This is a genomic window from Sphingomonas sp. (assembly GCF_048595155.1).
In the GTDB taxonomy this organism is placed as follows: Bacteria; Pseudomonadota; Alphaproteobacteria; order Sphingomonadales; family Sphingomonadaceae; genus Sphingomonas_I.
In genome coordinates, this window is record NZ_JBMDXN010000010.1 from 1 (window position 1) to 18,916 (window position 18,916).

General features: G+C 63.8%; 15 protein-coding genes and 1 tRNA gene. 11 read left to right on the top strand and 5 right to left on the bottom strand.

Annotated features, from left to right (window positions below; translation table 11 throughout):
* The 5 genes from ACOJSI_RS02085 to ACOJSI_RS02105 all read left to right on the top strand — a co-directional run.
* On the top strand, positions 1-833 hold an 833-nt coding region (locus ACOJSI_RS02085), incomplete at its 5' end, for a M23 family metallopeptidase (protein WP_420136599.1).
* A gap of 533 nt (positions 834-1,366) precedes the next feature.
* Positions 1,367-3,193: an ABCB family ABC transporter ATP-binding protein/permease gene (locus tag ACOJSI_RS02090; protein WP_420136600.1), complete on the top strand. Its 1,827-nt coding sequence runs from the start codon at positions 1,367-1,369 to the stop codon at positions 3,191-3,193.
* A 52-nt stretch (positions 3,194-3,245) separates the two neighbouring features.
* Positions 3,246-3,321 (top strand) — tRNA-Glu (locus ACOJSI_RS02095).
* Between the two features lie 329 nt (positions 3,322-3,650).
* Entirely contained in the window at positions 3,651-4,529 is an 879-nt protein-coding gene (locus ACOJSI_RS02100) for an alpha/beta fold hydrolase (RefSeq protein WP_420136601.1), read from the top strand.
* Between the two features lie 745 nt (positions 4,530-5,274).
* On the top strand, positions 5,275-6,021 hold the full coding sequence (locus ACOJSI_RS02105; RefSeq protein ID WP_420136602.1) for a hypothetical protein: 747 nt from the start codon (positions 5,275-5,277) through the stop codon (positions 6,019-6,021).
* A gap of 15 nt (positions 6,022-6,036) precedes the next feature.
* Here the strand turns inward: ACOJSI_RS02105 and ahpF are convergent, their stop codons facing one another.
* The gene (gene ahpF / locus ACOJSI_RS02110) at positions 6,037-7,620 is read right to left on the bottom strand and encodes an alkyl hydroperoxide reductase subunit F (protein ID WP_420136630.1); all 1,584 of its coding nucleotides are present in this window, start codon (positions 7,618-7,620) and stop codon (positions 6,037-6,039) included.
* 59 nt (positions 7,621-7,679) lie between these two features.
* Positions 7,680-8,243: an alkyl hydroperoxide reductase subunit C gene (gene ahpC, locus ACOJSI_RS02115; RefSeq protein ID WP_420136603.1), complete on the bottom strand. Its 564-nt coding sequence runs from the start codon at positions 8,241-8,243 to the stop codon at positions 7,680-7,682.
* A 328-nt stretch (positions 8,244-8,571) separates the two neighbouring features.
* Between ahpC and ACOJSI_RS02120 the strand changes: the two genes are divergently transcribed.
* From ACOJSI_RS02120 to fucP, 3 genes are read left to right on the top strand one after another with little or no spacing between them, the layout of a single operon-like run.
* Positions 8,572-9,582 (top strand): zinc-binding alcohol dehydrogenase family protein, encoded by a 1,011-nt coding sequence (locus tag ACOJSI_RS02120; RefSeq protein ID WP_420136604.1) that lies wholly within the window; start codon positions 8,572-8,574, stop codon positions 9,580-9,582.
* 1 nt (position 9,583) lies between these two features.
* The gene (locus ACOJSI_RS02125) at positions 9,584-10,588 is read left to right on the top strand and encodes an aldo/keto reductase (RefSeq protein WP_420136605.1); all 1,005 of its coding nucleotides are present in this window, start codon (positions 9,584-9,586) and stop codon (positions 10,586-10,588) included.
* A 33-nt stretch (positions 10,589-10,621) separates the two neighbouring features.
* Positions 10,622-11,911, top strand: coding sequence for an L-fucose:H+ symporter permease (gene fucP / locus ACOJSI_RS02130; protein ID WP_420136606.1), 1,290 nt, complete (start codon positions 10,622-10,624; stop codon positions 11,909-11,911).
* Here the strand turns inward: fucP and ACOJSI_RS02135 are convergent.
* A complete protein-coding gene (locus ACOJSI_RS02135; protein WP_420136607.1) occupies positions 11,908-12,708 on the bottom strand; it encodes an IclR family transcriptional regulator in 801 nt (266 codons plus the stop codon). The genes fucP and ACOJSI_RS02135 overlap by 4 nt on opposite strands.
* A gap of 50 nt (positions 12,709-12,758) precedes the next feature.
* On the opposite strand from ACOJSI_RS02135, the gene ACOJSI_RS02140 reads away from it, so the two are divergent.
* Together ACOJSI_RS02140 and ACOJSI_RS02145 are read left to right on the top strand one after the other, a co-directional pair.
* On the top strand, positions 12,759-13,607 hold the full coding sequence (locus ACOJSI_RS02140; RefSeq protein ID WP_420136608.1) for an amidohydrolase family protein: 849 nt from the start codon (positions 12,759-12,761) through the stop codon (positions 13,605-13,607).
* Complete coding sequence (locus tag ACOJSI_RS02145) at positions 13,598-16,222, top strand: TIM-barrel domain-containing protein (protein WP_420136609.1); 2,625 nt, start codon at positions 13,598-13,600, stop codon at positions 16,220-16,222. Before ACOJSI_RS02140 ends, ACOJSI_RS02145 begins: the two co-directional genes overlap by 10 nt.
* 70 nt (positions 16,223-16,292) lie before the next feature.
* Here the strand turns inward: ACOJSI_RS02145 and ACOJSI_RS02150 are convergent, their stop codons facing one another.
* A complete protein-coding gene (locus ACOJSI_RS02150; protein ID WP_420136610.1) occupies positions 16,293-17,255 on the bottom strand; it encodes an SDR family NAD(P)-dependent oxidoreductase in 963 nt (320 codons plus the stop codon).
* A 60-nt stretch (positions 17,256-17,315) separates the two neighbouring features.
* Here ACOJSI_RS02150 and ACOJSI_RS02155 point away from each other — a divergent pair, with 60 nt between their 5' ends.
* Positions 17,316-18,305, top strand: coding sequence for an AraC family transcriptional regulator N-terminal domain-containing protein (locus ACOJSI_RS02155; protein WP_420136611.1), 990 nt, complete (start codon positions 17,316-17,318; stop codon positions 18,303-18,305).
* 6 nt (positions 18,306-18,311) lie between these two features.
* Here ACOJSI_RS02155 and ACOJSI_RS02160 read toward each other — a convergent pair whose 3' ends face one another.
* Positions 18,312-18,617, bottom strand: a complete 306-nt coding sequence (locus ACOJSI_RS02160; RefSeq protein ID WP_420136612.1) for a YciI-like protein — start codon at positions 18,615-18,617, stop codon at positions 18,312-18,314.
* Between the last annotated feature and the right edge of the window lie 299 nt (positions 18,618-18,916).

Here is an 18,916-nt window from a genome sequence, read left to right on the forward strand (position 1 = left end):
AAGTGAACCGCGACGGCGGTCAGTTGCGGGTGAAGCGCATTCCGATCGCGGTCGATAATACGCCGCTGCGCATCGCCGGCCGGGTTGGATCAGGGCTCCTCGGTGCGGCGCGCGCCGCCGGAGCGCCCGCAAGCGCCATTCAGGCCTATATGCGCGCTATGGCGCAGCATGTCTCGATCGGCGGCATCCATGCGAACGACCGTTTCGATCTGATCCTGGAACATCGTCGCGCCGCCACCGGTGAAACGGAAACCGGCAGCCTGCTTTTCGCCGGACTTCAGCAAGGCAAGAAGGACCTGCGCCTGCTGAAATGGACGCAGGGCGGCGAGGAGCAGTTCTTCGACGCCGCCGGTGTGGGCGAGACACGCGGCACGATGAAGATGCCCGTGCACGGGCATCTCACGTCCAGCTTCGGCCTGCGCTTCCATCCGGTGCTCGGCTATAGCCGCATGCATAAGGGCATCGATTATGGCGCGCCGATGGGCTCGCCGATCATCGCCGCGATGGACGGCGTTGTCAGCTTTGCCGGTTTCCACGGTGGCCACGGCAATTACGTGCAGATCCGTTCGCCCGGCAATATGGGCACGGGCTATGCCCATATGAGCCGGATCATCGCCAAGCCGGGCCAGCGCGTGCGCGCAGGCCAATTGATCGGCTATGTCGGCTCGACCGGCCTGTCGACCGGCCCGCATCTGCATTTCGAGGTCTTCAAGAATAACGTCGCGGTGAATCCGGCGAGCGTGAAGTTTGTCCAGGCGGCCCAATTGGCCGGCGCCGAACTCGGCCGCTTCCGTGCCACGCTGGCTCGGCTGATGGCGATCCGCGCGCACTGACAGCCGGACCGTCCTTGACTTTGTTCCCGTAATGTTCTAGCCAAACCGGCCGCCGGCGCCATGTGCGCCATCAAGCTCGTTTCCGGTGCTTTTCCCGCTTCAGCTCTTTCAAATCGTTGAAACCCAAATCCTCCCCCGCCAGGGGGAGGTGGCGCCGAAGGCGACGGAGGGGGCGGACAGCCACGACCCCGCAGCCAGCAACCGAACGCGCCGACCACCTCCCCCAGGCGGGCGAAGAATGTATCGTCGCGGTCCTTCCACCATCCGCCCACCCCAGATCATCAAGTTCGTTTCTGAAGTTTTTCGTGTTTCGGCTCTTCGAAATCGTCCTGATCCGCCGCCTGTCGGTGCGCTGACCACAAGCTTCGATGGCCCGTGAAACAAGGTCAGCGCACCCGGAATTAGGAAGCTTGAGCATCGGCAGCGTCGGCGGCCCGATCTCGCCAGCAGAAGAATTTCCATTCCGGCAAGTCACGGCGCCACCACGCGATCATCATTTGCGGTTCTGCGCGCACTTCCTATCTTGGGTAACCATGCCTCCTTCCACGACCGACGCTACACCTGGGCCCGAGAGCGGCTTTGCCGCGCTGCGCCGCTTTCTTCCCTATTTGTGGCCGAAGGACCAACCGGCGCTTCGTCTGCGGGTGACAGTGGCGATGCTGCTCGTCATCGGTGCCAAGTGCATCACGCTGCTGATGCCCTTCGCCTATAAGGGCGCGATCGATCATATGACGCCCGGCCGCGACGCCGTCGGGCTCGCCATGGCCCTCGTCGTTGCCTATGCGGCCGCGCGCTTCGGCGGCACCTTGTTCGATAATTTGCGCAATGCGATCTTCGAACGCGTCGGGCAGGAGGCCGCGCGCAAGCTGGCTCTCGAAGTCTTCGGCCATCTTCCCCGCCTGTCGCTCCGTTTCCACCTGGAACGCCGGACGGGCGCGGTGACCAAGGTGATCGAACGCGGCACCAAGAGCATCGATACGATGCTCTATTTCCTGCTGTTCAACATCGCCCCGACCATCTTTGAGCTGACGGCGGTCTGCATCATCTTCTTCGCCAAGTTCGGCGGGGGACTCGTCGCCGCGACCGCCAGCATGGTGGCGATCTACATCATCTTCACGCGGCGGATGACCGAGTGGCGGATCGAACTGCGCCGCGAATGGACGCGCTCCGACAGCGCCGCCACCCAGAAGGCGGTCGACTCGCTGCTCAATTATGAGACGGTCAAATATTTCGGCGCCGAAGAGGTCGAACAGAAGCGCTATGGCGACAGCGTCCGGCGGCTGGTCGATACGACCACCAAGGTCGAGACCTCGCTCGCCTGGATGAATATCGGCCAGGGTCTCATCACCAACCTCATGATGGCAGGCGCGATGGCGTATAGCGTGTGGGGCTGGAGCCAGGGCCGCTTCTCCACCGGCGACGTCGTGTTCATCAACACCATGCTGAGCCAGCTTTTCCGGCCGCTCGATTTCCTCGGCATGGTCTATCGCGAGATCCGCCAGGGGCTGATCGACATGGAAGCCATGTTCAAGCTCGTCGATACGCCGCAGGAAGTCGTCGATGCGCCAAACGCGCCTGATCTGGTCGCCAAGGGCGGCGCCGTCACCTTCGACAAGGTGGATTTCGCCTATGATCCCGAGCGCGCGATCCTGAAGCAGGTCGATTTCACCGTACCTGCCGGCGGCACTCTTGCCGTCGTCGGCCCGTCGGGCGCCGGCAAATCCACGCTGGCCCGGCTGCTCTTCCGTTTTTACGACGTGACCGGCGGCCGCATCCTGATCGACGGGCAGGATCTCCGGCAGGTCAGCCAGGCCTCGTTGCGCAGCGTGATCGGGATCGTTCCGCAGGATACCGTGCTGTTCAATGACACGATCGGCTACAATATCGCCTACGGCCGCGCGGGGGCGACGCAGGCCGAGGTAGAGGCCGCGGCACGCGGCGCCGCCATCCACGATTTCATCCTCTCGCTGCCGGACGGCTATGCCACCAAGGTCGGCGAGCGGGGCCTGAAATTGTCGGGCGGCGAGAAGCAGCGCGTCGCCATCGCTCGCACCTTGCTCAAGGATCCGCAATTGCTGATCCTCGACGAGGCGACGAGCGCGCTCGACAGCCGCACCGAATCGGCGATCCAGGACACGCTCAACCTGCTCGCCCAGCGCCGCACGACGATCATCGTCGCCCACCGCCTGTCGACGATCATCCACGCCGACGAGATCATCGTCATGGACAAGGGGCGGATCGCCGAGCGCGGGACCCACGCCAGCCTGGTCGCGCGCGGGGGTCTCTATGCGGAAATGTGGGCGCGCCAGCAGGCCGAACAGCGCGAAGCCGAGGAAGCCGCCGAGGCGGAAGCGGCCTGACGCTTGACGCTGGGCCCACACATCCATAAGAGCCCGCCTTCTTCGCAAGACCGGCCCCTTCGTCTAGCGGTCTAGGACGTCGCCCTCTCACGGCGAAAACACGGGTTCGAGTCCCGTAGGGGTCACCAGCTTGAAAGACTTACGGGCAGAACCCGGTACGCGCCCGGACGTCCAAGATTCGTCTCATGTGTGCGAAACTCCGCGTCACACGGTTCTCACCTGAGACAGGCGACTGAATGATAGTCGCGCCTTCCGTATAGTGGCTTCCCAGCCCCTGCCGTTGGGAGCCTGCGAACCGCATCATGGCCCTGTCTGCCGCCGGCATCATTACGGGCGCGACGCGGCGGATGAATGGTGGCGCGATCGCCTGCCGCCCTCTATCGAAACCGCGCGCAAGTTAGTTGCCGCTCCGCTGGCGCGCTGCCTTCGTCCTCCTCTGCATCCCTGAGAGAGCCCTATGACCAGCATTCAGTACCGCACTCAGCAGGTGGGTGACGTCCGTGTTTTCTACAGGGAGGCTGGCCCGCAAGACGCTCCCATATTGCTGCTGCTCCACGGCTTTCCGACCGCGGGCCACATGTTCCGCGACCTGATTCCGGAGCTTGCCGACCGTTATCGCGTGATAGCGCCTGACCTTCCCGGTTTCGGCCAGACAAAAGCGCCGCAGCGCGGGGCCTTCACCTACAGCTTCGACGCCTTGGCGAATGTGATCGAGGGCTTTGTCGACGCGATCGGACTGGATCGCTTTGCGCTCTACATCTTCGATTACGGTGCTCCGACGGGTTTACGGCTCGCGATGAGGCACCCGGAACGTATCACCGCGATCATCTCGCAGAATGGCAACGCCTACGAAGAGGGTTTCAGCGATGAATGGGGGCCATGGCAGGCTTATTGGCGTGATCCGACCCCTGCTCATCGTGAGGCATGCCGCGCTTCGCTGTCGCCTGAGACGATCCGGGAGTGGCAGTATGGCACCGGAGCTCCGCCCGAATTATTAAGTCCCGATGGGTATGAACTCGATATCGCCTACATGGCGCGCGAAGGCGCAGAGGAGATACAGCTCGACCTCATTCTGGATTATCGGAGCAATGTCGCTCTCTATCCCGACTTCCAGGCCTATCTGCGCGAACACCAGCCTCCATTCCTGGCGGTGTGGGGCCGCCACGATCCGGCCTTCCTGCCTGCGGGAGCCCTTGCCTATCAGCGCGATCTGCCCGACGCTGAAATCCACTTGCTCGACGCGGGCCATTTCGCGCTCGAAACCCACCATGGTGAGATCGCACAGCGCATCCGGACGTTCCTTGCCAAGGTGCTTGATGGCGGGGGCCGCACCTAAGCGAGCGCCCATCCGCCTGCAGCGGCACCGGTCCAACAGATGCCGAGGATCATCCGCTGCGCGCGCCGCCTGCCTCTATCGAATTAGCGCATCGGCTCATCTTCTGACCTCCGCTGCTTGACGCGCCGTGCGAACGGCAGCGCGCGCTCGCTCCCCCATGTGTTGAACACAAAGAGGCTCATCCTCGATCTCGCCAAGAGCGGTTCGGCCACAATCGACGCAGCAAGTTGCACCTCGCCGGCTCCGCGTCAGTTGCGAACCTCGCGCAACTTCGCGGAAGGTTTGAAGCCAGATTGTCTTCACCGCTTCTGCCTCGGCGGGCGTGCGTTCACGCGCTGCAACGGTAGAATTCTGGAGGGCGTTCAAGAGCGCTGCTCCTATGGAATATCGTCCGACAAATTGCCTGGCTTGCCTCTCCAGCGGCCTGTGTTTCTGTCCCGCGTCAGTCCGGGGCTTTGGTTCAGACGGTCGCTCACTGCCGCGGCCCCGCGAAGGTACGGCGCGCGCCATAGCCACGCCTGCACTCCCTCGAGATCGAGCCGTCGGCATACAGCCATTCCGTCATCCCGGCGGGCGAGATAATTAGGCACTGTGCGTCGTCAAGACGGCGTTCAATTATTGGACATGCAGCAGGATTTGGCGCCACCCATTGCGATCCAAATAAGCATGGCCCAGATACCGGCCTCGGCGGGGCTTGGGGGGCGGTTTGAGACAAGCGTATCGGAGCGACCTTCCCTTCGCCCTCATGTCGGTAGGCATACTCCTCTTGAGCCATGCCATCGCGTATCTGACCCACGAATATTCCCATAGCGTCACGGCTTGGCTGCTCGGCTACATGCCGCACCCCTTCGCGCTTGATTATGGCGGGCTCACGCCGGCGAATATCGTGCTTCTGTCCGGGGTCGGCGACAATGTGCAGTACGATCCTATCCTCGCCACAGGGCATGGGACAGCCGCAGCGGCCATTGCGCTCGCGGGCCCCTATGTGGGCAACGCGCTGCTCTACGTGGGGCTGTGCATCGTGGCGCGCCGTCTGCCTGAGCAGGGCATTTTCGCGACGTCTTGCCTCTATTGGCTGATGCTGATGTGCGCCGGAAATGTCTGGAGCTATGTTCCCATCCGCGCGATCACGACGCATGCCGATATAGCAATCGCTGCCAACGGTTTACATGTCGGCGTGTGGACGCTCTTCCCGGTCTTGGTCGTCCCGTCCCTGATCCTGGTCGGCCACTTCTTTCTTCGGATCTGCCCATCGCTGATGCCGTCGATCACGGCCGATCAACCGGCACGGAAGGCCCTGGTCATCGCATTGACCAGCACCTGGTTCTTCACCTTCTTCGGCGGCATTGGTCTGTACGGGAGCTATGGCGCCGTCTCGGAAGCTTTGTCCGTCCTGTCGGCGGTGCTTCTCATGCCTCTGTCGGTAATCTGGTTATGGAACCGGTGTCCGCAGGCGAAAGCCGTTGGGAACCGGACGGCACCCAACGGCTAATGGCTTACGGCGCGATCAGGCAGCCTCTGCCAGTTCGTCCTCCGGCGCGAGCCGGATGAGATAGTCGAAGGCGGAGAGACAAGCTTTCGATCCCTCTCCCACCGCAATGACGATCTGCTTATACGGTACGGTCGTGCAGTCGCCGGCCGCGAAGATGCCGGGCTGCGATGTTTCGCCGCGATGATCGATCTCGATCTCGCCGCGGTTCGACAGCGCGACGGAGTCCTTCAGCCACTCGGTGTTGGGCACCAGGCCGATCTGGACGAAAATGCCCTCCAGCTCGACCTCATGCACCGTATCGTGATTGCGGTCCTTGTAGGTCAGTGAGGTCACCTTCTCGCCATTGCCGCGCACCTCAGTCGTCAGCGCAGAGGTGATGACCTTGACGTTGGGCAGGCTGCCCAGCTTGCGCTGGAGCACGGCATCCGCGCGCAGATCGCTGTCAAACTCGATCAGCGTGACATGCGCCACGATCCCCGCGAGATCGATCGCCGCTTCGACGCCGGAATTGCCTCCGCCGATGACCGCCACGCGCTTGCCCTTGAACAAAGGGCCATCGCAGTGCGGGCAATAGGTCACGCCCTTGTTGCGATACGTGTCCTCACCGGGGACGTTCATCTGCCTCCAGCGCGCGCCCGTCGACAGGATCACCGTGCGCGCCTTCAGCGTCGCGCCATTCTCCAGCGCGACCTCATGCAGGCCACCGGCGCGCTTCGCCGGCGTCAGCCGGGTCGCCTTCTGCAGGTTCATCACGTCCACATCATAGTCGGCGACATGCTGCTCGAGCGCATTCGCCAGCTGCGGGCCTTCGGTATGCTTGACCGAGATGAAATTCTCGATCGCCATCGTGTCGAGCACCTGGCCGCCGAAGCGTTCTGCCGCGATGCCGGTGCGAATGCCCTTGCGTGCGGCATAGATGGCGGCGGAGGCGCCGGCCGGACCACCGCCGATCACCAACACGTCGAAGGGGTCTTTGCCCGCAATCTTTTCAGCGGCACGGGCCGAGCTGCCGGTGTCGAGCTTCGCCACGATCTGCTCAACGTTCATGCGGCCCTGGCCGAACGGCTCTCCGTTCAAAAAGATTGCCGGCACGGACATGATCTGGCGCGCGTCCACCTCGTCCTGGAAGGCGCCGCCTTCGATCGCGACGTGGCTGATGCGCGGATTGAGGACGCTCATCAGGTTCAGCGCCTGGACGACGTCCGGGCAGTTCTGACAGGTGAGCGAGAAATAGCTTTCGAACGCATAATCGCCGTCCAGCGCCTGGACCTGCGCGATCACATCCTGGGCAAGCTTGGAGGGATGACCGCCGACCTGAAGCAGCGCCAGGACGAGCGAGGTGAATTCGTGGCCCATCGGGATGCCGGCGAAGCGGACACCGATATCGGTGCCCTTGCGACGGATCAGGAAAGACGGGCGGCGCTGGTCGTCGCCTCCGCGGACGACATCGACGTCGGGGGACAAAGCCGCGATCTCGTCGAGCAAGGCCAGCATGTCGCGCGATTTGGCGCTGTCGTCAGCCGAGGCCACGAGTTCGATCGGCTGCCGGATGTTGGCGAGATAGCCTTTGAGCTGGGTCTGCAGGTTGGCGTCAAGCACGCGCATCACTCCTCAAGAATATGGTGGCGGAGCCGGCCGAAACCGGCTCCGCAGTCAATTTAGATCTTGCCGACGAGGTCCAGCGAAGGAGCAAGCGTCTCTTCGCCTTCTTCCCACTTGGCTGGGCAGACTTCGCCCGGATGCGCCGCAATATATTGCGCCGCCTTCACCTTGCGCAGCAGTTCGACCGCGTTACGGCCGACGCCTTCGCTGGTGATTTCCACCAGCTGGATCACGCCCTCGGGATCGACCACGAACGTGCCGCGATCCGCCAGGCCCTGGCCTTCGCGCAGGATATCGAAGTTCCGGCTGATCACGTGGTTCTGGTCGCCCAGCATGTAATAGTTGATCTTGCCGATCGCCGGCGACGTATCGTGCCAAGCCTTGTGGCTGAAATGCGTGTCGGTCGAGACCGAATAAATTTCGACGCCCAGCTTCTGGAACGCTGCATAATGGTCAGCGAGATCCTCCAGCTCGGTCGGGCAAACGAACGTGAAATCAGCCGGATAGAAGAAGAAGATTGCCCACTTGCCCCGGGTATCGGCGTCCGTGATCGGGAGGAACTTTCCCTCCTTGTAGGCCTGGGTTTCGAATGGCTTGATCGTGCTGCCGATGAGCGACATTGAATTCTCCTGGAGAAAGGTTGCGCACCCTAGATAGTGCACCGCACAAATTGTCCAAGTCGATTATTCCGAACACGTCCATCGGTTTTGTCGATCAAAAGCTGTTAGAGCGGACCGAGCATTGCTCCGCTGAAAGCCGGCCATCGGCATCGATGCCGCAGCGCGATATGTGACAGCAGTTCCACTCCAAGCGTCGACTTAGGGCGCGCGAAAGCCGCTTACCCGATAACATCGGCGCGAATTGCCCATCGCTCCTCGCAGGATACGTCTTGTTCTCACCTTGGAAATCTGGCTTGTATATATGAAAGACAGAGAGTGGGATCACCTGATGAAGGCCGTCGTCTGTGCCGAACCGAGCCAGCTGGAGATCGTCGAGCGGGTCGCGCCAACGCCCGGCCCAAACGAGGCCCTCGTTCGGATCCGCCGCGTCGGCTTGTGCGGGACGGACTATCACATCTTCGCGGGCCGCCATCCGTTCCTGAGCTATCCGCGGGTGATGGGGCATGAGCTCGCCGGCGACGTCGAGCAGGCGCCAGCCAACAGCGGCTTTCATGTCGGGCAGCTTGTCGCCATCAACCCTTATCTGAACTGCGGGACCTGTATTGCCTGCCGCCGCGGCAAGCCCAATGCGTGCGTCAATATTAGCGTGTTAGGCGTGCACGCGGACGGCGGAATGTGCGAACGTCTGGTCGTTCCCCAAACTGCGCTGATCGACGCCACTGGGCTGACGCCAGACCATGCCGCGATGCTGGAATTCCTGGCGATCGGCGCGCACGCGGTCGCGCGCGGGCGCCTCCAAGCCGGCGACAGGGTGTTGATTGTCGGGGCAGGACCGATTGGGATCGCAAGCGGATTGTTCGCACGGCGTGCCGGCGCGATCGTGACGCTGGCCGACACACGCGCAACCCGGCTGGCTTACGCCCGCACGCGGCTCGGCTTCGACACCATTGTCGAAGCGGGACCGGACCTGAGCACTGCCCTTGATGACCTGACAGACGGCGAGATGTTCGACGCGGTCTTCGACGCAACCGGCAATCTGACGGCGATGGCGCAGAGCCTCAACTATGTGGCGCATGGTGGAACGCTGGTGCTGGTCGGCGTAGCGCCCGGCGAGCTGGTGTTCGCCGATCCCGAATTTCACAAGCGCGAAACCACCCTGGTGGCGAGCCGCAACGCGCTGGCCGAGGACTTCAGGCGCGTCATCGACGCGATCCGCGGTGGCGACATCCCGATCGACGCGCTCCATACCCACTCGTTGGACGCCGATGAGGTGCCGACACGGCTGCCGGAGCTGATCACGGAAGCCGATCATGTCCTCAAGGCCGTCGTGAGATTCTGAAATGGCGGTAGCGGTCTCCCCGCTCATGGCGCGGCTCACCGCGAGCGGGCCGTTCGGCTTCGGCGCATCCTCGCTCGGCAACCTGTATGTGGAAGTGAGCGACGAAGCCGCACAGCAGGCGGTGGATGCTGCTTGGGCCGCCGGTGTCCGCTACTTCGACACCGCGCCCTTTTACGGCTTCGGGCTGAGCGAACAACGGCTTGGTGGCGCGTTGCGCCACCGCCAGCGCGACGCCTACCTCCTGTCGACCAAAGCCGGGCGCCTGCTGGTGCCGACGGACGAGGTGGGCGAACGACACGGCTTTCGCTCTGCTCTGCCGTTCACGGCCGTTTACGACTATAGCTACGATGGCGTGATGCGCTCGGTCGAGGAGAGCCTGAACCGGCTCGATCTGACGCATATCGACATACTCTATCTGCACGATCTCGGCCGGGCGACCCATGGCGCGGGCCACACCGAAACCTTTGCGCAGGCCGTGAACGGCGGCTTTCGGGCCATGACCGAGCTTCGCGAACAGGGCGTGGTCGGCGCAATCGGGCTAGGCGTGAACGAGATCGCGATCTGCGCCGAGACTATGGCTTATGCGGCATTCGACGCGTTTCTGATCGCGGGCCGCTACTCGCTGCTCGATCAAACCGGAGGCCCTTTCTTCCAGCTTTGCCTGGAAAAGGGCATCGCCATCGTTGCTGCCGGCATCTTCGCGTCCGGTGTCCTGGCCGTCGGGGCCGATGATCCGCTCGCCCGCTATGATTATGCGCCGCTCTCGCCGAAAATTCAGGCTCGGGTCGCAGAGATCCAGGCGATCTGCAGCGCGTTCGGCGTACCGCTTGCCGCTGCCGCATATCAGTTCGCGCGCGCGCATCCGGCGGTGGCGCTGCCCCTGCTTGGCCTGCGCACCGCCGATCAGGTGCACGAGGCTGCCACCTTCGCCACGATGCCAATACCGTCGCAGCTTTGGGACCGTCTGGGCCTGCAGGCCAGGAGCGCTCAACCGCAGCCGATATAATCTTCAAATAGAAAAGAACGGAGATGGATCAGTATGAGGGATATAGCTGACGAAGGCGCGCGGCAGTCGCCCGGCCACTTTGTCGCGCACCCGTATCGATGGGGGTTCGCACTGGTTGTCAGCCTGTTCTTTCTCTGGGCTTTGGCGAACAACTTCAACGACATCCTGATCCGCCACTTTCAGAAGGCGCTTGGCCTGAGCCGTGGCGAGGCGGGGTTCATCCAATTCGTCTTCTATATCGGCTATTTCCTCGTCGCCATCCCGGCCGGATTGCTGATGCGCCGGTTCAGCTATCGCGCCGGTATTCTGACCGGCCTCTGCCTGTATGCCGCAGGCGCACTTTTATTCTTCCCCGCCTCATCCCTGCTGAGCTACCCGGCATTCCTGCTGGCCTTGTTCGTGATCGCAGCCGGGGCGGCCTGCCTCGAGACGACAGCCAATGCCTATATCGGCGCATTCGGCAGCCCGGACAGCGCGGTCCAGCGGCTCAACCTGGCACAGGCGTTCAACGGCCTGGGGGCATTCCTCGCCCCTATCCTTGGCGGTTGGCTGATCTTCTCGGGTGTCGAACATTCGGCGACATTCCTGCAAAATATGACGCCTAGCGACCTGGCAGCCTATCGGGCGAGCGAGGCCCACACGGTCCGATTGCCCTATCTGATGCTCGCGATTTCAGCCCTGATGATCGCGGGCGCAGTGACGATCGCGCGCCTGCCCAGCGCGGAGGAAGACGGATCCGGTGCATTGGGCGAGTTCAAACGCCTGCTCCGCAATCGTACGCTGATGGGCGCGGTCGTTGCCCAGTTCTTCTACGTTGGCGCCCAGGTCGGGATCTGGAGCTTCTTCATCGATTTCGTGAAGGACGTGCGTCCGGACATAAGCGAGCGGCAGGCGGCGCTGCTGCTGTCTGCCAGCCTGCTGCTATTCACGCTCGGCCGCTTCACGGGCACCGCGCTCATGTCGCGCATCCAGCCGCCACGCTTGTTGGGGATCTACGCCGTCGCCAACATTGTGCTGTGTGCGGTGGCGGCGAGCGGATCCGGCTGGCTGGCGCTGGGCGCGCTCATCCTCACCAGTTTCTTCATGTCCATCATGTTCCCGACGATCTTTGGGCTGGGCGTGACGGGGCTGGACCGGGGGCGTCCGCTGGGTTCCGCGCTCATCATCATGGCGATCATTGGTGGGGCGATCTTCCCGCCGCTCATGGGCCTGATCGCAGAGCGGCCGACCGGCGTTCCGCTGGCGTTGTTGCTGCCGCTGGGCTGTTTCGCGGTGATCGCGCTTTACGCATCGCGCGCGCGCCACGCCGATCGGCTGGCTTAGGCGGAGAGGTCCCGATGCGGCGCACTCCAGCCCAAGGCCTCCGACACGCGCCCTGCCGCCGCTGCGAGCAGGACCCGCGCCGCCTGCAGGTCTACCTGCTGCGATCCGTCGATCAGCTCCAGGAAGGGGATTGTCAGGGCGGCTGCGACGCGGCCGTCGAACCCGAATATGGGAAAGCTGATGTCCGTCACGCCATGGGTGATCGGGCTCTGCCGGCTATCGAAGCCGCGCGCGCGGATCGCGGACAAGTTGGTCGTCAGTGCGGCGGTGTCGATGCCGCTTTGTCCATCGGCGGGGACCGCCGCAATGATCGCGTCGGCCCGCTGCAGCGAGGAAAAGGCAAGGATGACCTGACCCGAGCAGCTGCGAAGAATGTCGACCTGCGAGCCGACTTTCAGGGCGAAACCGCGCATGCCGGGCTGCTCCTCGCGGGCGATCACCAGACCATGGCCGCCGCTCGGCACGACGAGGTGGCAGGATTGGCCGGAGGCGAGCGCAAGGCGCTGCATTTCCGGCATCGCCGCGCGGACAAGATCTTGCGCCGGCGTGGCGCGAAACGCCATCTCCAACAATTTGTAAGTCACGGTGTAGCGATCCGACCCCGGCGCCTTTTGCAGATAGCCAAGCCGCTCCAGCACAATCACCAGGCGGAACAGTTCGCCGATCGATCGGCCAAGATCGGTGGCCATCTCGCTGACCAGCGCTCCATCGGGGCGTCGTGCGAGCAGCTCGATGATCTCGAACGCCTTCTCGACCGCCGGAGCAGAGTAGGTTCCCTTTGGACCGGTGCGCGCCATAGGCAGGGTAAATGCCTTGTTCGCGGGGGCGCTGTAAAGCGGGGCCAGCGATGCGCCTGATCGACGCCCATCAGCATTTCTGGTCGTTGGAGACGCCGGGCCACGAATGGCCGACCGATGCGGAAGCGAGAATCCATCGCGATTTCGGACCGCCGGACCTGGCGGCGGCAGCGACAGGCCTTCCGCTCGAGGCGACGGTGCTGGTGCAATCGCAACCGACGAACGCGGATACCGACTGGATGCTGACACTGGCTGACCGTACGCCGTTGATCGCTGCTGTGGTCGGCTGGGTGGACCTCGCCGCAGCGGAAGCGCCAAACAGGATTTCCGCTTTGGCCGCGCATCCGAAGCTTCGCGGTCTTCGCCCGATGCTTCAGTCGATCAAGGAAACGGATTGGCTGCTTCGCCCAGAGCTGGCGCCGGGGCTGGCGGCGCTTTGCGATCATGGCCTGTGCCTCGACGCACTGGTTCAGCCCCGCCACTTGCCGATGCTGGACCACTTTGCCGAGCGCTGGCCCGATCTGCCAATCGTGATCGATCATGCCGCCAAGCCCTATGCGGCCGCCGGCACGCTCGACCCCTGGCGGGCAGACATAGCCGCGCTGGCGGAGCGCGGGCTGTGGTGCAAGCTGTCCGGCTTGCGCACCGAGCAGGCGCAGGGACAGGCCGCGGAGTTGCTTCAGCCCTACGTCGATCATCTTGTCAGCTGCTTCGGCGAACGTTTGATGTGGGGCAGTGATTGGCCGGTGCTGCTCCTGTCCGGCGATACCTACCCCCAATGGGTGGAAACCGCCGTGCGGTTGAGCGGGCTAAGCGGTGCGGCGCGCGAGCGGCTGTTCGCAGGGGCCGCCGCCGATTTCTATGTATTCGATCCGGAGAGGAAGACACTATGCGCCTGACCGTCAGCCGCCGCGCCGTGCTGCGTGCGGGCGCTGCCGCTCCCTTCGCGGGTACGCTAGCGGTGGGTGCCGCCAGCCCGGCGCAGAATGCGGATTTCGCCGCTACCTACCCGGCCGGCGCACTGCAGATCATGGCACTCGGGGAGCGTGCGTTTCGCGTTCGCTTCCGGCCTGGGCTGGGCGGGGGCGGTATGCCCCAAAGCGATATCCTGCTGACGAACTTGGCGAAGCGGCGCCCCCACCGCTCCACGCGCGACGGCGCGACCCGGCTCGAGCTGCCCTCTATCAGCTGCGAAATCGACAATGACGGCGCGGTGCACTTCTTCGATCGAACTGGCGCGCTCCTGTTGGCGGAAGCACCGGGATCGCGCCGGGTGACAGCCGCCAAGCTGGCTGAAGAAGATGTGTTCGCCGTCGAGCAAGGCTTCCTGTCAGCCCCCGACGAGCATCTGTTCGGCACCGGCTGCTTCCAGGACGGTGCGCTCGATATCCGGGCGCTTCCGCGTCGGCTGACGCAGGTGAACACGCAGATCAGCCTGCCCTTCCTGCTGTCCAGCAAGGGTTATGGCCTGCTGTGGCATAATCGGGGCATGGCGGAGCTCAATCCGCCACCGCACCAACTCGTTTTGACCAAGCAGGCCGTCGGCGCGTCGCGCCAGGAGGATGTCACCACCGCCAGCGGCAACGGACGCGTGGCACGGCGTCTCGCTACGTTTGAGGGCACGTTCACGCTCGACACGCCTGGCCGCCAAGCGATGCTGCTGGATATCGGCGCGAAAATGGCCTCGATCCACCATGTCGAGATCGACGGGAAGGTGCTGGTCGATTTCGCCAACCTGTGGTTGCCCCCCACCACCAGCTTCTTTGCCGACCTGGACGCCGGCGTTCACAAAGTGAAAGTGTCGGCGAACGATGCCGATCAACCCGTGCTGCATTATGGCCCGGCAGAGGATCGCACCGTGTGGCGCTCGCCGGTCGCCGAGGCGATCGACTATGTCGTGATCGCGGGGCCAAGCGGCGATGAGGTGATGGCCGGCTACCGCGCGTTGTTGGGCGAAACCGCGATGCTACCGCGCTGGGCCTATGGCTACATTCATTGCCGCGAGCGGTTTCACTCCTCCGCCGAGATCCTGGCCAATCTCGACGAGTTTCGCCGCCGCCGCCTGCCGATCGACGTCATCGTTCAGGACTGGCAATATTGGGGTAAATATGGCTGGAACGCCATGCGTTTTGACGAAGCGAATTACCCCGATCCGGCCTGGCTGGTCACAGCACTGCACGACCGCAACACCCGCTTCATGTTGTCGGTCTGGTCCAAGGTCGGCAAGGAGACCGAGCTGGGGCGCCAGGTGGCGGAACGCGGATTCTATATTCCCGGCACGGAGTGGGTCGACTTCTTCGATCCTGCGGCCGTGCGTTTTTATTGCGCCAATCATGATCGACGGCTCGGCCGGTACGGCATCGACGCCTGGTGGCAGGACGCGACCGAGCCGGAAAATGACGACCTGGTCGGCCGGACGACCGCCGCGGGCCGGGGCGAGCATGTTCGCTTGGCCTATCCACTGCAGGTTGCGCGGGCGGTGTATGAGGAGCGCCGCGCGGCGGAGCCCGACAAGCGCCCCATGATCCTGACCCGCTGCGCCTTCCTGGGGCAGCAACGTTATGGTGCCGCAACCTGGTCTGGAGACATCGGCAACGGGTGGGACACGCTGGCCCGACAAATATCGGCCGGGCTCAACATGGCGGCGGCGGGCTATGCCTATTGGACCGTCGATGCGGGCGGCTTCTTCCGGCCCGGCCCTGGCCAGTATAGCGATCCCGCTTATCACGAACGCTTCCTGCGCTGGTTCCAATATGCGACGTTCCTGCCGCTGCAGCGCGTGCACGGCTATCAGACGGATACGGAATTCTGGCGCTACGGCCCACAGGTCGAGACGATCGCGCGCGAATATCTGGAGCTGCGCTATCGCCTTCTGCCCTTCATCTACAGCTCGGCAGGCGAGACCAGCCGCACCGGCGTCCCCATCATGCGCCCGTTCGTGTTCGATTTCCCGAACGACGAAGCGGCGCTGCGGGAACGGCACAGCTACCTATTCGGGCGGGCGTTGCACGTCGCGCCGGTGCTGGCGCCGAACATTGCGACGTCGAGCACCTATTTGCCCGATAGCGTCGGGGGGTGGATCGACCTTTGGACCGGCGAACGGCGCGAGGGCGGCCGACGCCACGAGGTGCCGGCACCCATCGGACAGATACCGCTCCATGCGCGCGCGGGCAGCATCCTGCCGATGGGGCCTGTTCTGCAATCCACCGCCGAAGCGACGGGTGCGGAGATCGACCTGTTCGTGTTTCCCGGCGCCGACGGTAGCTTCGATCTTTACGAGGATGATGGCCTGAGCAACGCCTATGAGCGTGGGGCCTATTCGCTCATCCCACTGCGCTGGAACGACGCGCAGGCCGTGCTGGAGGTCGGCGAGCGCAAAGGCAGCTTCCAAGGCATGCGCCCGCACCGCCTGTTCAAGCTGCATCGGGTGACGCCAAGCGACACACCGATGCAACCGGCCTCTGCCAAGGTGCTCAGCTATCAGGGCGCGGCGGTGCGGCAGCATCTGGGCTGAACAAGCCGCTGCCTGGGCATGAAGAGCCCTGAAGGCAGGCCGCCGGGCGGGTCCGCGCCCGGCGCCCAACTCAGAAGTGTTCGCCGACCAGTGCCTCGCTCTTCGCCCACAGCGCTTTCGCGCGCTCCTGATCCAGCGCATAGCGCCGCACGCCGCCGCGAATGCCCTCGCCTTCCTGCAGATCGGCGACATGGCAATCCTCGCAATACCGACCGCCTACGGCATCGGCATCGGCTACTATCGCCGCCCAGACGGAGGTCGCTGCCCCCTGCGGGATCGTCTTGAATTCGAACGGCGGCAGGTCCGCTGCCGCGTGCGCGGCGTTGATCGAGCCGATCAAGGCGTCCTCGTCCGCCTGGGTCATATGGCGCGACAGCTCGGTCCGGATGCCGCCGGGGTGCACCGCCGTCGCGCGGACGCCGCGCGCCTTGTGGCGGCGATCGAACTCGACCGCGAACAGGATATTGGCCGTCTTGGATCGGCCATAAGCGACCCAAGGGTCATAGTCGCTCCGCTCGAAATTGGGATCGTTCAGATCGACGTCGGCAAATCGATGGCCGGCCGATGATAGGTTCACGAGCCGGCCGCCGTCGCGGATCAAGCCGGCGATGCGGTTGACCAGCACGAAATGGCCAAGATGATTGGTACCGAACTGCGTCTCGAATCCATCCGCCGTACGGCCAAAGGGCGGTGCCATCACGCCTGCATTGGCGATCACGACGTCGAACGGCCGGCCGTCGGCGAGGAGTGCGTCGGCACTGGCACGTACGCTGGAAAGCGCGGCAAGGTCGAGCTCGACAAGATCGAAGGTGGCGCCGTCGATCACGGCGGCGCGGACACCCGAGGTCGCCCGCTCCGCTTTGGCAAGATCGCGCGCGGCCCCGACCACGCTGGCCCCATGCGCCACAAGGGTGCGGCAGGTCTCGACCCCCAAGCCGGCTGAAGCGCCGGTCACGAGGACGCGCTTTCCCGCAAGATCGACCCCGGCCAGCACGTCATCCGTGGTCGAGGTAGCCCCGAAAAGCTCGGTCACATTGGTCTCCTTGGCTGATGGCGCCTGGCTTCATTGCCTGCCGCCACACGGGAGATGGCGATGCGCCGCATGCATCCGATGCCCGATCATCTCGATCGTTTGCCTAATCCTATCAGGAGACTTGCGAAGACCATCGCCGCGCCCGATCTTCCATCCATGCAGGATTTGCTCGATCGTATGTGCCAGCGGGTGCGCCGTCATACCGATGGCATGCAGCTCGAAACGCCGCTTCCGCGCGTCGCCATGGGCGTTTCGGAGGTCAGTCACGTGCCTGTTGCAGCGGTCTATGAACCGATGATCTGCATGGTGCTGCAGGGCGCCAAGCAGGTTATGATCGGCGATCGCCTGCTCCGCTATGACGCGGCAAGTTGCTTCGTCGCCTCGATCGAACTGCCCGCGACCGGATGCGTTATCGAGGCGTCGCGCGACACGCCCTATGTCGTCGTCGCGCTTGGCCTCAATCGCGATTTACTATCCGAGCTGTTGCGGGATCTGCCCCCGGAAACGGGAATACAGGCTGCGGCCGGCTTTGGCGTAGCACCGGTGACGCCCGCGCTGCTCGAAGCGTGGGAGCAACTGCTTGCTTTGCTGGACACGCCTGTCGACATTCCCTTCCTTGCACCGGCACGCGAGCGTGAGGTTTTGTATCGGCTGCTGCAAGGCGGACATGGTGCCATGCTGCGTCAGATCGGTCGCGAGGACAGCCGGTTGTCCCGGATCCGCCAGGTGATTGATTGGATTCGCAACCATTTTGATCAGGCACTGCCGATCGGGACGCTGGCCGACATGGCGGGGATGAGCATCCCGTCTTTCCATCGCAACTTCAAGGCGGCAACGGCGATGAGCCCGCTCCAATATCAGAAGACGTTGCGTCTGCAGGCGGCGCGGCGCATCCTCACTACCAGTGCCGACGCCGCCAAGGCCGCTTATGCGGTCGGCTATGAGAGCGCGTCGCAATTCAGCCGCGAATATGCGCGTTTGTTCGGCGCGCCGCCCTCGCGCGACCGGATAAGGCAGACGGAATTGCCTCAGACCATCGGCACGTTCTGATCGATCTTAGCTCGGCCGCAGGATCGAGGATGCGTCGTGGCCGACGACCGTGGTCCACTCGCGGATATTCCAGCTCCGCACCAGACCGTTATTGATGTAGGGATCGTCCTTCGCGAACTTCTCCGCCACCTCCCGGCTGTCGCCTTTGAACAGGATGACGCCGGTATCGACCGGATCCGTCAGAGCGCCCGCCAGGACGAGTTCGCCGCGATCCACCGCGGCCCAGGCTTTGGTCAGATGTTCGTCCCTGAATTCCGGCCGGCGCGCCTCGTAGCTGTCACTGAACTCAAGAAACAGAATGTAATGTTTCACTGTGGCCACCCCTTTTCATCGCGCGGACTGGACGCGCAGGAGAGCTTTTCCCGTACCCCGCCGCGCGGATCGATGCGCGCGCGTAAGTGTCCGCACTGCTGGGACGATATTTCAACACACACGGTGCCGGACACGCTTATGGAGCGTGCCTCATCTTGGATCTCTCAGGATGGGCATGCTAGTCTCCGCCAGCTTGTCGGCGTGCGCGTTGTGTCAACTTTCACCGGATCGACCAAAAGCCCGGCTATCCGGCATTCAGAGCGTCCGATAACAGGGCGTCTTCCTAACGGCAGCGTCTC